Genomic DNA, 13,557 nt, shown 5'->3' with positions numbered 1-13,557 from the left:
TGGTCTTTTCTGAGTTCTAATATTATCTACGACGAAGCTCCAATTCAGTAACTTTTCCGCTACCATCCAATCTTACGTCACTGATGAAGTTCAAATTCTTCTTGGTATCCTTCAAGTAATTCAAATAGTCAACAATAGTGGTTGGCTGATCGTAATCCTTGATACCGTTTTCCTCATGAATAACTATCAAAACAGGGGTGTTCTGATTTGAGAACATACTCAAAGCTTCTTGGATTGAGCTGTTGGCACTTTGTACGCTACTTGCATTAGCGATTACTGAAAAATAATTTTCAAGTTTTCCTACAGCTACTTCCTCAGCAGTTGGAGCTGGAGCGGGCGCTGGAGCCGGGGCTGGCTCTTCTACAGGGGCTGGTTCTGGAGCAGCTTCTACTACTTTCTTTTTACTCTTACAAGCGCCCATGGCCAATAAGCCAAATAGTGCCAAAGTCAGTAGCCTGCTTAGTGGTGATTTTAGACTTCTTTTTTTCATGTTAGATAGATTAATTATTATTACGATGGTTATTTAAGTTTTTCCAACTTGATCCAGAATGATCAAAAAGTATTCCATTATTGAAATATTTCTTTCAATTTATTTTCTAAACTTGGACCTCTTAAGTCCTTTGCAATGATTTTACCCTCAGGGTCAACCATATAGGTAGCTGGAATGGCGTTAATTTTATAGGTGGCTGCTGCTTCAGAATTAAAATATTTCAAATCAGATATGTGGGTCCAAGTGAGATTATCATCCTCAATGGCTTTTACCCAAGCATCTTTACTTCTATCCAGGGATACGCCCAATACTTCAAATCCTTTATCCTTGTATTCATTGTAGAGTCGAACCACATTTGGGTTTTCTTCCCTACATGGTTTACACCAAGCCGCCCAAAAATCAATCAGCACATATTTGCCTTTGAAATCAGAAAGACTTACTACGTCCCCTTCTGGATTGGGTAGTGAGATCTCAGGTGCGGGCTGACCAATGGACAAAGCGCGCATTTCATCCAATTGTTGTTTTAATCCTACGATCATCTTGTTTTCAGGATATTTTTTATCCAACTCGGTCACCAAGCTATCGATATAGGAAAAATCATTTCTAGGGTTCAGCATTCCCACTGCCGCCAAAGCAGCAAAGCTGCCATTCATACTGTTGATGGTACTTTTAACTTTGTTGGCATGGTTTGACTCTAGCTCCAACGCCTTTTTCTGAATGGCTTTCACTGCGTCCTCATCTTTAGCAGACAAGGCCTCGTAATATTCAGAATTCAAATTGTTGATTTCTTCTTGATATTCTTGAGAAAGCTCATCCACTTTATGGATTTGCTCTGTATCAAATGATCCAGAAAGCACCAAACTTTCTTCATTGTCAAAATCATAGTCTATCGTTACATCTTCCTCATACAAAGCAAGTCTCACTTGTTTTTCTCCATAAAGGTCAAGTTCATAAAAGCTTGGCCCCTCTATGCTCAAGGTATATTCAAACTTCCCATTATTAGTTACTTCTAGTGTGTCTACAACTTCAACACTATTATCCAAGTACTTTGACAAGACCAAGTTCCCTTCAGGAAAATTCTCCAACTTTCCACTGATAATCACTTCTCCATCAAACTCTACTTGCTTTACTTCGCTGGAACATGCCGCTACTAACAACAGTGCAGACATGAATACCATGTATTTAAACTTTGTCATTTGATTACTCTTCTAATAGTTGGGTTAAAATTTTTGTAGCCACTTTAGGGTCTGCCTTACCTTTGGACCTTTTCATTACCTGTCCCATAAACATTCCCATCAAACCTTTTTTACCAGATTTGTACTCTGCTACTTTTGCTTGGTTCTCTTTCAGAACACTTTCAATGATTGGCTTCAGTGACCCTTCATCACTTTCCTGGATAAGGTTCAGCTTTTGGGCAATCTCCAAAGGAGTTTGAGAAGCATCCTTGATCATTTCAGGATATATTTTTTGAGATGCCACTGAGAAGTTCACCTTTCCTTCATCAATCAAAGCAATCAAGCTGGCCAAATGCTGTGGTTTCACTGGAAAATCAGCGATATGCAAAGTCAGCTCATTTAAGTAAGACTTCACAGGTCCCATCATCCAGTTGGAAGCGGCTTTATAGTTTTTGGTTTTACTACATAGCTCTTCGAAATACAAAGCAATTTCTTTTGTGTCCGTCAATACATTGGCATCATATTCTGGCAAGCCGAATTCATCAACAAAGCGCTGATGAAGTTCTCTTGGTAAGGATGGCATATTGACTTTAATGCCCTCTAACCATTCTTCTGAGATCACTACAGGGCTAAGATCTGGCTCAGGAAAATAACGGTAATCATTCAGGTCTTCCTTGGTCCTCATGCTAGCAGTAAGGCCCGTGGTGGCATCAAAAGTTCGGGTTTCTGAAACAATGTTTTCCTTATTTTCCAACATGTCCACCTGACGATCAAACTCATGCTCAATAGCTCTAGCGACATTTCGGAAAGAGTTCATGTTCTTTACCTCCACTTTCTTACCCAATTCTGTTTCTCCCTTAAGCCTGATTGAAATATTGGCATCACATCGCATGGAGCCTTCTTCCATATTACCATCACAAATCTCCAAGTAGCGAACAAGCTTACGAATTTCTGCCATAAACTGGTAGGCCTCCTCCGAAGTTTTAATGCAAGGCTCAGTCACAATCTCCAATAATGGGACTCCTGCCCTGTTGTAATCCACCAAGGTATCTACTTCTCCAGCCAAGTGCATCGATTTTCCTGCATCCTCTTCCATGTGGATCCTGGTCAATTCCACTTCTCTTTTTTCACCACTTTTTTCCAAAGTCACGGGAACATATCCTCCTACACAGATCGGATTTTTATCTTGGGTAAGCTGATAACCCTTTGGAAGGTCAGGATAGAAATAGTTCTTTCGGGCAAAAATGTTTGTTCTAGTAATTTCACTGTTACACGCCAAACCCAATTTCATCGCAAACTCCACCGCTCTTTTATTAACCTTTGGAAGTGTTCCAGGATGACCAAGAGTAATGACTGAAATATTGGTATTGGGCAGATTACCAAATTCCGTGGAATCGGCCGCATACATTTTACTGTTGGTCAGCAGCTGAACGTGAACTTCAAGACCAACTACTAACTCATATTTATCTTTTATTTCCTGTGAAGGCATTTTACTATATTAAATCTTTTAAATTTTATGCTTTAGTTTTCCAAAAATGGCAGAGTTTTGCCCCAAAACCAAATCAAAAACCCTCTAAAAACAGATTATATGGAAGAAAACATTTCTTTTGCTTTGACCAAGACCTGATCAAGTCCTTCCACCTTTTTTCCACCTGCAGTTGCAAAGAACGGCTGGCCGCCTCCACCACCTTGTATTTCCTTAGCAAGATCGCGCACCATAGCTCCTGCATTAAGTTGTTTATCTTTCACCAACTCTTCTGCAATTACCACTGCTATCTGAGGTTTGCCACTGATGTCAGCAGCAATCACAGCTACTAGTTGATCCACTTCATTTTTCAATTCAAATGCCAATTTCTTCAAAGCATCCGCAGAAGGTAGATTTACCTTCGCAATCAATTGATTTACACCTTCTACATTTTCGATGGCCTTAACCAAATCATCCTTGAGCGCTCCTGCCTGTTTAAGGTGCAACCCTTCAATTTCTTTTTTCAGCTCATTTCTCTCCTGAAGTAAATTTTCAACCGACTTCTTCAAGTCCTTAGGACTCTTCAATAACTCTTCCAGGTCTTTTACCAAGCTGATTTGGGAATTCACATATTGCTCTGCCCCCTCTGCCGTAATCGCTTCAACACGCCTTACACCTGAGGAAATGGATCCCTCAGAGACAATCTTGAAAAGACCAATCTTGCCGGTTGAGGAAACATGAGTACCTCCGCAAAGCTCTACAGAATAATCAGGGCCAAAGGTAATTACACGCACAAACTCTCCATATTTCTCTCCAAACAAAGCCGTGGCTCCCATATTCTTGGCATCCTCTATCGGCACATTTCTTTGTTCCTTCAAAGGAATATTCTCCCTGATCTTTTTATTGACTATGCTCTCCACTTGGGCAATTTCATCATCAGTCATTTTGCTAAAATGAGAAAAGTCAAATCGCAACAAATGATCGTTAACCAAGGAGCCTTTTTGCTGAACATGATCTCCCAATACCTCTTTTAACGCCGCATGCAAAAGATGTGTAGCGGTGTGATTGTTCATAGTCAATTCTCGCTGAGGCACATTTACCTTGGCCGTGAAATTGGCCGAGGGATTTTGAGGAAGTTTTTCCACAAAATGCACAATAAGGTCATTCTCTTTTTTGGTATCCAACACCTTTATGGTTTCTTCACCACTAATCAACACACCACTATCCCCTACTTGTCCGCCACTCTCAGCATAAAATGGTGTTTCCTCCAATACCAACTGATACTTGGTACCTTTCTTTTCTTTGATTTCCCTGTATTTGATAATATTGGTAGTAGACTCCAAATTGTCATAACCTACAAACTGAACACCAGCATCATCACCTACCAAAATCCAATCCCCTGTTTCTTGCTCAGCAGCAGCCCTAGACCTTTCCTTCTGCTTGGTCATCTCCTCAGTAAAACCTTTTTCGTCTACTGAAATTCCGTTTTCTCTTGCAATCAGTGAGGTCAAATCCAATGGAAAACCAAAAGTATCATAAAGCTCAAAGGCCACCTTACCAGAAATCACTTTTTCGCCCTTACTTTCAAGGTCAATCTTGATCTGGTCAAGCCTTTTCAAGCCATTGTCCAAAGTTCTCAAGAAAGAAGCTTCTTCTTCATAGATCACTTTAGAAATAAACTCTTCTTGAGATGGAATCTCTGGAAACATTTCTCCAAAATGCTCAGAAAGCAACGGAAGCAGCTCGTACAAGAAAGGTTTGTTAAAACCTAGGAAAGTATAACCATAACGTACCGCTCTTCTGAGGATTCGGCGAATGACATAGCCTGCTTTATTGTTGGAGGGCAGCTGGCCATCTGCAATGGTAAAAGAAATGGCCCTGATGTGGTCTACAATAACCCTAATAGCGATATCTATCTTTTCATCCTGGCCATATTTCTTGCCAGACTTTGCTTCTACAGCTTCAATAAACGGCGTAAAAACATCCGTATCATAGTTCGATGACTTATTCTGAATGGCACGCACCAAACGTTCAAAGCCCATTCCTGTATCAATATGCTTGGCTGGCAATTCAGAAAGACTGCCATTGGCCTGCCTGTTAAACTGAATAAATACCAAGTTCCAAATTTCTATTACTTGAGGATGATCAGCATTAACCAAGTCTTTTCCCGGAACTGCTTTGATTTCCTCTTCCGGTCTTAAGTCAATGTGGATTTCAGAGCAAGGCCCACATGGCCCTATATCGCCCATTTCCCAAAAATTATCCTTTTTGTCCCCAAAAAGAATCCTTTCTTTGTCCACGTGAGCAGTCCACATATCAAAGGCTTCCATGTCCTTATCCAGTCCATCACCTTTATCCCCTTCAAATACGGTCACATACAATCTTTCAATCGGAAGTTTGTAGATTTCGGTCAATAGTTCCCAAGACCAAGCAATGGCTTCTTTTTTAAAGTAATCTCCAAAAGACCAGTTACCCAGCATTTCAAACATGGTATGATGATAGGTATCCACTCCTACTTCTTCCAAATCATTGTGCTTCCCAGAAACTCTTAAACACTTTTGACTGTTAGTGGCCCTAGTGTAGGCGGGAGTCTCGTTACCCAAGAAGAAGTCCTTGAACTGGTTCATCCCTGCATTGGTAAACATCAAGGTAGGATCATTCTTGACCACGATAGGTGAAGAAGGTACAAATTGGTGTTGCTTGGATTGGAAGTACTCTATAAAAGTGCTTCTGATTCTTTTAGCGTCCATGTAAAGAGTTATGCTTAATTTATTTCGGATAATACAATTGATTGTCTATATTGGCGTGTTAACACACGAGCATAGTTTACCCAACGGCCAATCATAGGGCTACAAAAATAGGAGAAATACCATTCAATTAATAATGAGTAGAATAAAATATTACTACGATCCTAAAACCTGTAAATATGAAAGATACACCAAGAGTAAATGGGATGTACTTTTAGGGGTTTTAGGTTTCCTGTCATTATCCTCTTTGCTAGCAGTAGGCATTTTGTTGGTCTTTAGCTACTACTTTGACAGTCCAAAAGAACTCCTTTTGAAAAAGGAAAATGAAGAACTCAAGCTCTATTATGAAATGATGGATACTGAGGTCACCCGTTTGAACGATATGATGGCGGACCTTAAGGACAGGGATGACAATCTCTATCGCGTCATTTTTGAATCAGAGCCCATTCCTTCATCGATCAGGGAAGCAGGATATGGCGGAAGTGATCGGTTCAGGGATTTAAAGGAAAAAGGCCTCCGACAAGAAGACCTTATCGTAGGCGTAATGGAAAATGTAGGGAAGCTGAAAAAGCAAATGTATGTACAGTCTCTTTCTTATGATGAATTGGCAGAAAAAGCCCTCAATAAAGAAGAGTATTGGGCTTCTATCCCTGCTATCCAGCCTGTTCATAATGAAGACCTCAAAAGACTTGCTTCGGGATTTGGAGTGCGCCTCCATCCTATCTTAAAAGTACGCAAAATGCATGCTGGTATAGACTTTTCTGCCCCTAAAGGAACCCCCATTTATGCCACCGGAGATGGTAAGGTAATTCAGGTAAAAACTGAATTTGGAGGTTACGGAAAGTCAATTGTCATTGACCATGGTTTCGGTTTCCAAACTAGGTATGGCCATATGAATGAATTCAAAGTAAAAAGAGGGCAAACAGTCAAGAGAGGTGACTTGATTGGCACGGTGGGCAACACAGGTTCATCTACTGCTCCTCATGTCCATTATGAGGTTATCAAGGACGGTCGTAGGATCAATCCAGTCAACTACTTCTTCAAAGATTTGGAACCTTCAGAGTTTGACAAAATACTTGAATTGGCTTCCAGAGAAAACCAATCACTGTCATAATTACAACACCTCGTAATGAAAAAGGGCATGTTTTGGAAATCAAAACATGCCCTTTTTCATTTATCTTTTTTCTATTTAAAACATTAACAACACTACTGTAAAGGCCAACAAATACCCTCCTAAAAAACTAAAAAAGAAAGGCTCACTAAACCTAAATTTCTTGTAATCAGGAGCTTCTTGATGAGAATACTTATAACTAATCTTTTTGAAATACTTTTCTGGATAGAAAGAAAGTAGACACAAACCATAAACAAAAGTCAGCATCAAGAGGGTAAATCCTGTTTCCATGTTCGCTACAATTTGCCCGAAGATAACTTTCTTTTAATCAACTACATAATTTTCCGACACTAAAGTTATCAAATTGTTATGTATTTATTATCCATTAATTACCAAGTCGTTTAAAGTCAATATCGACCATCAACAGCAGGTTAATTTTTCACTGACTCACGAACAATTAAATCGGCATTCAAGACCACCGTCTGATTGGGACTATCCATCCCATTGACAATTTTGTCCAATAGTAGTTCTGTAGCTTTTTCACCCAATTCATAACCGGGTTGATGAACAGTACTTAAAGTGGGGCTGATGATCTCTCCTAGCTTCCAATTGCTAAAACCAATCACTCCAACTTGGTCAGGTACTTGTATGTTTTTTTCTCGCAGGTACTTCATTACACCCAAAGCCACTAAATCTGTCACACAGAAAATAGCATCTGGAGGCTCTGGAAGTGACATCAATTGTTCTGCAAACTCATACCCCTCCTCCTCAGTCAACTGGTCACATACTTTGATATAATCTTCGGAATAGCTCAGCCCCTCATCTTTAATAGCTTCAGCATATCCTCGAAAACGCTCGTTGGAATGTTGGACATTTAACCTACCGCGGATATGCGCAATTTTACGATAACCAGATTTTACAAAATGACTAACAGCCTGATAAGCCCCGGCAAAATCATTGACGATAACTTTTGGGGTATCAAATGAATCACTGATCTTATCCACTTGAACAACAGGAATATCTGCAGCTACAAACTCCTTCAGGTGACTTACCTCATCCGTTTCATTGGACAAAGAGATAATCACACCATCAACACGGCTATTTAATAAAGCTTGGGCTACTTTCTTTTCATCATCCACATGCTCATTGGATTGACAAATCATGACATTGTAGCCATGTTGATTGGCTTCCTTGATGACTCCACTAATGATAGAGGAGAAAAACTGATGGACCAACTCTGGAATGATCAGGCCAATATTAAAAGTTTTACTTTTCCTAAAGTTTACTGCCAGCAGGTTTGGTACATAATGATGCTTTTCTGCATAGTCCTTTACCAGCTTGATGGTTTCCTTGCTGATGTCTGGGTGAGACTTCAGCGCTCGAGAAACCGTAGAAACAGCAAGGCCAAGTTCCCGTGCAATATCCTTCAGTGTCAATTGATGCTTCTCCGACATTTATTTACCTAAGTTAATCTTATCAAATATCAAACAGAAACATACGCAATGTCGCCTTCAGAGCCAAAGTTTTTGTCAAATTATTTAGACGGCTTATAAACTGTAACTTCGAAATTGATTGCACAATCGGTTGCGGAAAATCACCATTTGCAGCTACAAATAATTTTGAGCTTCTTTGATCATCACATTGAAAAAGAAATCAAATCAAAACCTATAGAACCCTGTTACGGTGACCTTTGTGTCACCTTTTTTTATCCCATAATAAGCAAGGTTGATCACATTTTTTTGTCACAACTATCGGTACCTACTATCATTGTCATAAGATTTTAGCACAACAAGACTTATGAAAGAAAAACCTCTACATTTCAGAAAAATTGAGCTATGGCTCGTATCGATCACATTTTTTCTCATTATCCTGAGCAATATCCTCGGAGGAAAAGTCGGTATAGGTAACCTAGGGCATAACAACGACCAAATGGCGCGTTACTTCGCCTACATTTTTATGCCATCTTTTATGTTTGTGGCTTTTTACCTAATGCATATGAAGATTATTCCACTCTACCTTAAAGAAAAAAAGATGTGGAAGTTGATAGTCTTCGGACTTTTATCTTTTTTTGTTACCTGGCTGTTGGTTGGCATCTTCTACGTCAGCAGTGATTTAGGAAGAAATCCTTTTGTCCCCTTTTATTTCTCTGGGGTAGCTTTGTATTCGGGCTATTTTATTCTTGCTAGTTTTCTCAAAAACCTTATTTTAAACCGAAAAGACCCTAGTTACTTTACATATAACATCCTAAGGTTAACTACAGCTTATACATTTTTAGCGATATTTCTATTTAAATTTCACCGCAATTTCAATGATGTAATTACAGTCATTTATATTTTCATCATTCCTGCGCTTATTGCCATATTCATTTACAACTACTTTTTGGTTTACAGAAATAGGGAAATCGGTAAAAACAAACCTGCACTTTTCTATTATTGGCTATTACCAATTTTAATGCTAATTACCTTCGGTATCATTGCTGGTATTTCAGAAGCTGAGGAAGCTATTGTGGTGGGAGTGGTTTCTGTGGCTGCCCTGATGCTGATTGTTAACCCGGCTTCAAATGCTATTTTCAAAAAATATCAGGAACATATTGAAACCCTTGATACTTTAAATGTCCAGCTGGAGGAAAAGACTACAGATCTCAAACAACTAAGAAATCAAATCAATCCTCACTTTCTCTTCAATGCCCTGAATACTATCTATGGAATTTCCTTGCAGGAAAATGCCGAAAAAACTTCAGAAAGTGTCCAGAAACTGGGGGACATGATGCGATTTATGCTCCACGAAAATACGCAGGAAGCCATCCCATTGAATAGGGAAATAGACTATCTAATCAATTACGTAGATTTACAGGAACTCAGAATTCAAGAGCAAGAAAACATTGACATTCTATTTAGCCGAAAAGAAGAGCATTGCAAAGGAAATATAGCCCCCATGCTGCTGATCCCCTTCATTGAAAATGCCTTCAAACATGGAATTAGCTTGCAGAAAAAATCATGGGTCAAGATCAACCTTCGGTGCCTTGAAGGTTCACTTCACTTGGACATTAATAATAGTATCCACCGCAAAAGCGAAGAAGATCCCGAGAATGTCCCTTCCGGAATTGGACTTAATAATGTGCGTCAGAGACTCAACTTACTTTATCCTAATCGCTACGAACTCGTGATACGGGAAAATGATTTGGAATATTTTGTACATTTATCTATCCAATTGAACAAAAGCTAATGCTAAAAGCCATTGCCATAGATGATGAACCCCTTGCCTTGGAAGTGATCAAAAGCCATGCTTCCAAGGTGAGCTTTATCTCCCTTCAAAAAAACTTCACCAATGCATTTGAGGCCTTGGATTATATGCAGGTCAACCCTGTTGACTTGATATTTTTGGACATCAAGATGCCTGATATTTCAGGAATGGAATTCGCTACTTTACCAGCTAAAAAGCCCATGATCATTTTTACTACTGCTTATTCCGAGCATGCGGTAAAAAGTTTTGAATTGGATGCCATTGATTACCTGCTCAAACCATTTTCCTTGGCACGATTTACCAAAGCCTGTACCAAAGCCAATGAGCTTTGGATGCTGAAAAACCAAAAAGGACCTGATAAGGTTACCTCTTTGTTTTTGAAAACAGGTTATGAGCAAGTAAAGGTCCTGTTAGATGACATTTTGTTCCTGGAGGCTTCAGGAAACTATGTCACCTTTCAAACTGTCGACAGCAAAATCATGACGAGAATGACCTTTCAGGAAGCCGAAAATCTCTTGCCTGAGGATTTTTGTAGGATACATCGGTCTTTTATCGTACACAAATCAAAAATTGATAAAGTGGAAAGGCACCAACTATCCCTTGGAAAACATACCGTTCCAATTGGCAGCAGCTATGCGGATAACCTGAACCTAAATCCTATCAATTAAACACATTCCAGATTGCGTAATTCATCTATGGCTATCAATAAATAGTCCTATTGGACTATTTATTGATACTAGTCTCCTAATTTTGACTAATTTTAACTTCAGGAAGTTACTTAGTGTATATCGAAATCCCTTTAGTGAAGCCCACCTTCTCTTTTGATTGATGATCCAGTAATTTCCAGTAAGCCAATTACCAAAAGACTAAAGCTATTTATTTATGCAAATCATTCACCGACTGTCCGTAGGCCTGGCAATATTCCTTGGCACCATGGGCAGTTTGAAAGCCCAACAAAAAAACATCTATCATAAAGACTGGATAGATTTCAATAAAAATGGACAAAAAGACATCTATGAAGACCCATCACAGCCGGTAGATAAACGAATCAAGGATTTGCTCAGCCAAATGAACTTGAATGAAAAGACCTGCCAAATGGCCACCCTATATGGTTATAAAAGGGTCTTGGCTGATGAACTTCCTACTCCAGAATGGAAAAATGAAGTTTGGAAAGACGGTATTGCAAATATCGATGAACAACTCAATGGGCTTAGAAAAACCCAATATTCCTTTCCTTACAGCAAACATGCTGAAGCCATCAATACCATACAACATTGGTTTGTGGAAGAAACAAGGTTGGGCATCCCAGTAGACTTTTCCAATGAAGCCATCCATGGCCTGAACCATGACCAGGCTACTCCATTTCCAGCCCCTATTGCCATTGGAAGTACTTGGAACAAAGAATTGGTAAGAAAAGCTGGAATCATTGCTGGACGAGAAGGCAAAGCACTTGGCTATACCAACCTTTACGCTCCAATTCTTGACTTGGCCAGAGATCCAAGATGGGGCCGTGTATTGGAATGTTATGGAGAAGACCCCTTTCATGTTACTGCTTTAGGGCAGCAAATGGTTGAAGGAATCCAATCTCAGGGCATGGCTGCGACATTGAAACATTATGCAGTTTACAGTGTTCCCAAAGGTGGCCGAGATGGTTATGCCAGAACTGATCCTCATTTGGCCCCAAGGGAAATGCACCAGCTTTACCTTTATCCCTACCGTAAAATTATCCGCGAATCCCATCCTTGGGGTGTGATGAGCAGTTATAATGATTGGGACGGAGAACCTGTAAGTGCCAGCCATTATTTTCTTACAGAACTTTTGCGCCAACAGTATGGATTCAAGGGATATGTTGTTTCTGACAGTGAGGCGGTAGAGTTTGTACACTCCAAACACCATGTAGCCACTTCTTATAAAGATGGCATCCGCCAAGTCGCAGAAGCAGGACTCAATGTTCGTACACATTTTACGCCTCCACAGGATTTTATAATGCCCATGAGGGAATTGGTGGAAGAGGGTAAGCTATCGATGGAAACCCTGGATAGAAATGTCAGTGATGTACTAAGAGTGAAATTTGAGCTAGGACTTTTTGACTCTCCCTATGTAAAAGACCCAAAAGCTGCTGATAAAATTGTAGCGGATGCAGATGCAAAAGAATTCGTCATGCAGATGGCCAGGGAGTCATTGGTATTACTAAAGAATGAAAATAACCTACTTCCTCTTGACCTAACTTCCCTGAAAAACATTATGGTTACTGGACCATTGGCAGAGGATGAAACGGCTTATGTAAGCCGATATGGCCCCCAGAATATAGAGGTAACCAATGTACTTGAAGGAATCCAACAGTATGTAGGTGATGCTGCCAACATCACTTTTGAAAAGGGTTGTGAGGTAGTGGATGCCACATGGCCTGAAAGTGAAATCATCCCTACCCCACTCACAGACGAAGAGAAAAACATGATCCAAAAGGCTGTTGATCAAGCTAGACAGTCTGATGTGGTTATAGCCGTCATGGGACAAGATGAAAAACGTTGTGGTGAAAGTAAATCCAGAACTGGCCTTAATTTACCAGGGAGACAACTGCAATTGCTGCAGGCGCTTCATGCCACTGGAAAACCTATTGTTTTGGTCTTGATCAATGGACAGCCACTGACCATCAATTGGGAAAATAGATATCTTCCAGCAATTTTGGAGGCTTGGTTCCCCAATGCCGAAGGAGGCACAGCCATTGCTGAAACCCTCTTCGGTGATTATAACCCTGGCGGAAAGTTACCAGTAACCTTCCCTAAGAGTATTGGTCAAATAGAGCTCAATTTCCCTTTCAAACCGGGTTCTCATGCTGGCCAACCAGGATCTGGCCCTAATGGATATGGAAACACTGCCGTAATTGGCCCCTTGTATCCATTTGGTTATGGTTTAAGCTACACCAGCTTTGACTACGAAAACCTAACTCTCAGCCATTCTCAGCAACACTCTAAGGGCACGATTGAAGTTTCATTTGACATTACCAATTCGGGTAAAATGAAAGGGGATGAAATAGCTCAGCTGTATATCAAAGACAAATACAGCAGTGTCACTACTTATGTCAGTCAGTTAAGGGGTTTTGAGAGGGTAGCACTTGCACCAGGAGAAACCAAAACAGTTACCTTCACCATAGGTCCTGATGATTTGGAATTGTTGGACAAAAACATGAATTGGACAGTAGAACCAGGCCTGTTTGAAGTAATGATAGGAAGTAGCTCTGAAGACATTAAACTCCGTCAAGAATTTGAAATTCTTGAATAGCTGGACGCACAGGTTATATAGTAAAATAAATCGGGGAGTTTTCA

The 13,557-nt window shown here is 40.0% G+C and carries 10 protein-coding genes; 4 read left to right on the top strand and 6 right to left on the bottom strand.

All coding sequences use genetic code 11. The features are described 5' to 3' along the window. Nucleotides 1–22: 22 nt before the first annotated feature. The 4 genes from JL001_RS14555 to alaS form a co-directional block, all read right to left on the bottom strand. Nucleotides 23–490, bottom strand: coding sequence for a nucleoid-structuring protein H-NS (locus tag JL001_RS14555; RefSeq protein ID WP_192011430.1), 468 nt, complete (start codon nt 488–490; stop codon nt 23–25). A gap of 77 nt (nt 491–567) precedes the next feature. Then, nucleotides 568–1,686: a TlpA disulfide reductase family protein gene (locus JL001_RS14550; protein WP_200977295.1), complete on the bottom strand. Its 1,119-nt coding sequence runs from the start codon at nt 1,684–1,686 to the stop codon at nt 568–570. A 4-nt stretch (nt 1,687–1,690) separates the two neighbouring features. Next, complete coding sequence (gatB, locus tag JL001_RS14545; protein ID WP_200977293.1) at nt 1,691–3,154, bottom strand: Asp-tRNA(Asn)/Glu-tRNA(Gln) amidotransferase subunit GatB; 1,464 nt, start codon at nt 3,152–3,154, stop codon at nt 1,691–1,693. Nucleotides 3,155–3,249: 95 nt separating this feature from the next. Continuing rightward, nucleotides 3,250–5,880, bottom strand: a complete 2,631-nt coding sequence (gene alaS / locus JL001_RS14540) for an alanine--tRNA ligase (protein ID WP_200977291.1) — start codon at nt 5,878–5,880, stop codon at nt 3,250–3,252. 133 nt (nt 5,881–6,013) lie between these two features. On the opposite strand from alaS, the gene JL001_RS14535 reads away from it, so the two are divergent. Next, on the top strand, nt 6,014–6,991 hold the full coding sequence (locus JL001_RS14535) for a M23 family metallopeptidase (protein ID WP_200977289.1): 978 nt from the start codon (nt 6,014–6,016) through the stop codon (nt 6,989–6,991). Nucleotides 6,992–7,066: 75 nt separating this feature from the next. Here JL001_RS14535 and JL001_RS14530 read toward each other — a convergent pair whose 3' ends face one another. Both JL001_RS14530 and JL001_RS14525 read right to left on the bottom strand, forming a co-directional pair. After that, nucleotides 7,067–7,279: a hypothetical protein gene (locus JL001_RS14530; protein WP_192011425.1), complete on the bottom strand. Its 213-nt coding sequence runs from the start codon at nt 7,277–7,279 to the stop codon at nt 7,067–7,069. A 140-nt stretch (nt 7,280–7,419) separates the two neighbouring features. After that, nucleotides 7,420–8,442: a LacI family DNA-binding transcriptional regulator gene (locus tag JL001_RS14525; RefSeq protein WP_200977287.1), complete on the bottom strand. Its 1,023-nt coding sequence runs from the start codon at nt 8,440–8,442 to the stop codon at nt 7,420–7,422. 343 nt (nt 8,443–8,785) lie between these two features. Here JL001_RS14525 and JL001_RS14520 point away from each other — a divergent pair, with 343 nt between their 5' ends. The 3 genes from JL001_RS14520 to JL001_RS14510 all read left to right on the top strand — a co-directional run bounded on the left by JL001_RS14520 (nt 8,786) and on the right by JL001_RS14510 (nt 13,513). Further along, nucleotides 8,786–10,213, top strand: coding sequence for a sensor histidine kinase (locus JL001_RS14520; RefSeq protein WP_200977286.1), 1,428 nt, complete (start codon nt 8,786–8,788; stop codon nt 10,211–10,213). Next, complete coding sequence (locus JL001_RS14515) at nt 10,213–10,899, top strand: LytTR family DNA-binding domain-containing protein (RefSeq protein ID WP_200977284.1); 687 nt, start codon at nt 10,213–10,215, stop codon at nt 10,897–10,899. Before JL001_RS14520 ends, JL001_RS14515 begins: the two co-directional genes overlap by 1 nt. Before the next feature lie 214 nt (nt 10,900–11,113). Further along, the gene (locus JL001_RS14510; RefSeq protein WP_200977281.1) at nt 11,114–13,513 is read left to right on the top strand and encodes a glycoside hydrolase family 3 N-terminal domain-containing protein; all 2,400 of its coding nucleotides are present in this window, start codon (nt 11,114–11,116) and stop codon (nt 13,511–13,513) included. Nucleotides 13,514–13,557 lie beyond the last annotated feature (44 nt).

It is taken from the genome of Echinicola sp. 20G, from assembly GCF_015533855.1.
Classification (GTDB): domain Bacteria; phylum Bacteroidota; class Bacteroidia; order Cytophagales; family Cyclobacteriaceae; genus Echinicola.
This window is presented reverse-complemented; position numbering and strand designations above follow the sequence as displayed.

Excerpts from the sequence above, each read along its gene's own strand:
- JL001_RS14555 (WP_192011430.1), bottom strand. The coding sequence starts at position 490 with ATGAAAAAAAGAAGTCTAAAATCACCACTAAGCAGGCTACTGACTTTG.
- JL001_RS14550 (WP_200977295.1), bottom strand. The coding sequence starts at position 1,686 with ATGACAAAGTTTAAATACATGGTATTCATGTCTGCACTGTTGTTAGTA.
- gatB (WP_200977293.1), bottom strand. The coding sequence starts at position 3,154 with ATGCCTTCACAGGAAATAAAAGATAAATATGAGTTAGTAGTTGGTCTT.
- alaS (WP_200977291.1), bottom strand. The coding sequence starts at position 5,880 with ATGGACGCTAAAAGAATCAGAAGCACTTTTATAGAGTACTTCCAATCC.
- JL001_RS14535 (WP_200977289.1), top strand. The coding sequence starts at position 6,014 with ATGAGTAGAATAAAATATTACTACGATCCTAAAACCTGTAAATATGAA.
- JL001_RS14530 (WP_192011425.1), bottom strand. The coding sequence starts at position 7,279 with ATGGAAACAGGATTTACCCTCTTGATGCTGACTTTTGTTTATGGTTTG.
- JL001_RS14525 (WP_200977287.1), bottom strand. The coding sequence starts at position 8,442 with ATGTCGGAGAAGCATCAATTGACACTGAAGGATATTGCACGGGAACTT.
- JL001_RS14520 (WP_200977286.1), top strand. The coding sequence starts at position 8,786 with ATGAAAGAAAAACCTCTACATTTCAGAAAAATTGAGCTATGGCTCGTA.
- JL001_RS14515 (WP_200977284.1), top strand. The coding sequence starts at position 10,213 with ATGCTAAAAGCCATTGCCATAGATGATGAACCCCTTGCCTTGGAAGTG.
- JL001_RS14510 (WP_200977281.1), top strand. The coding sequence starts at position 11,114 with ATGCAAATCATTCACCGACTGTCCGTAGGCCTGGCAATATTCCTTGGC.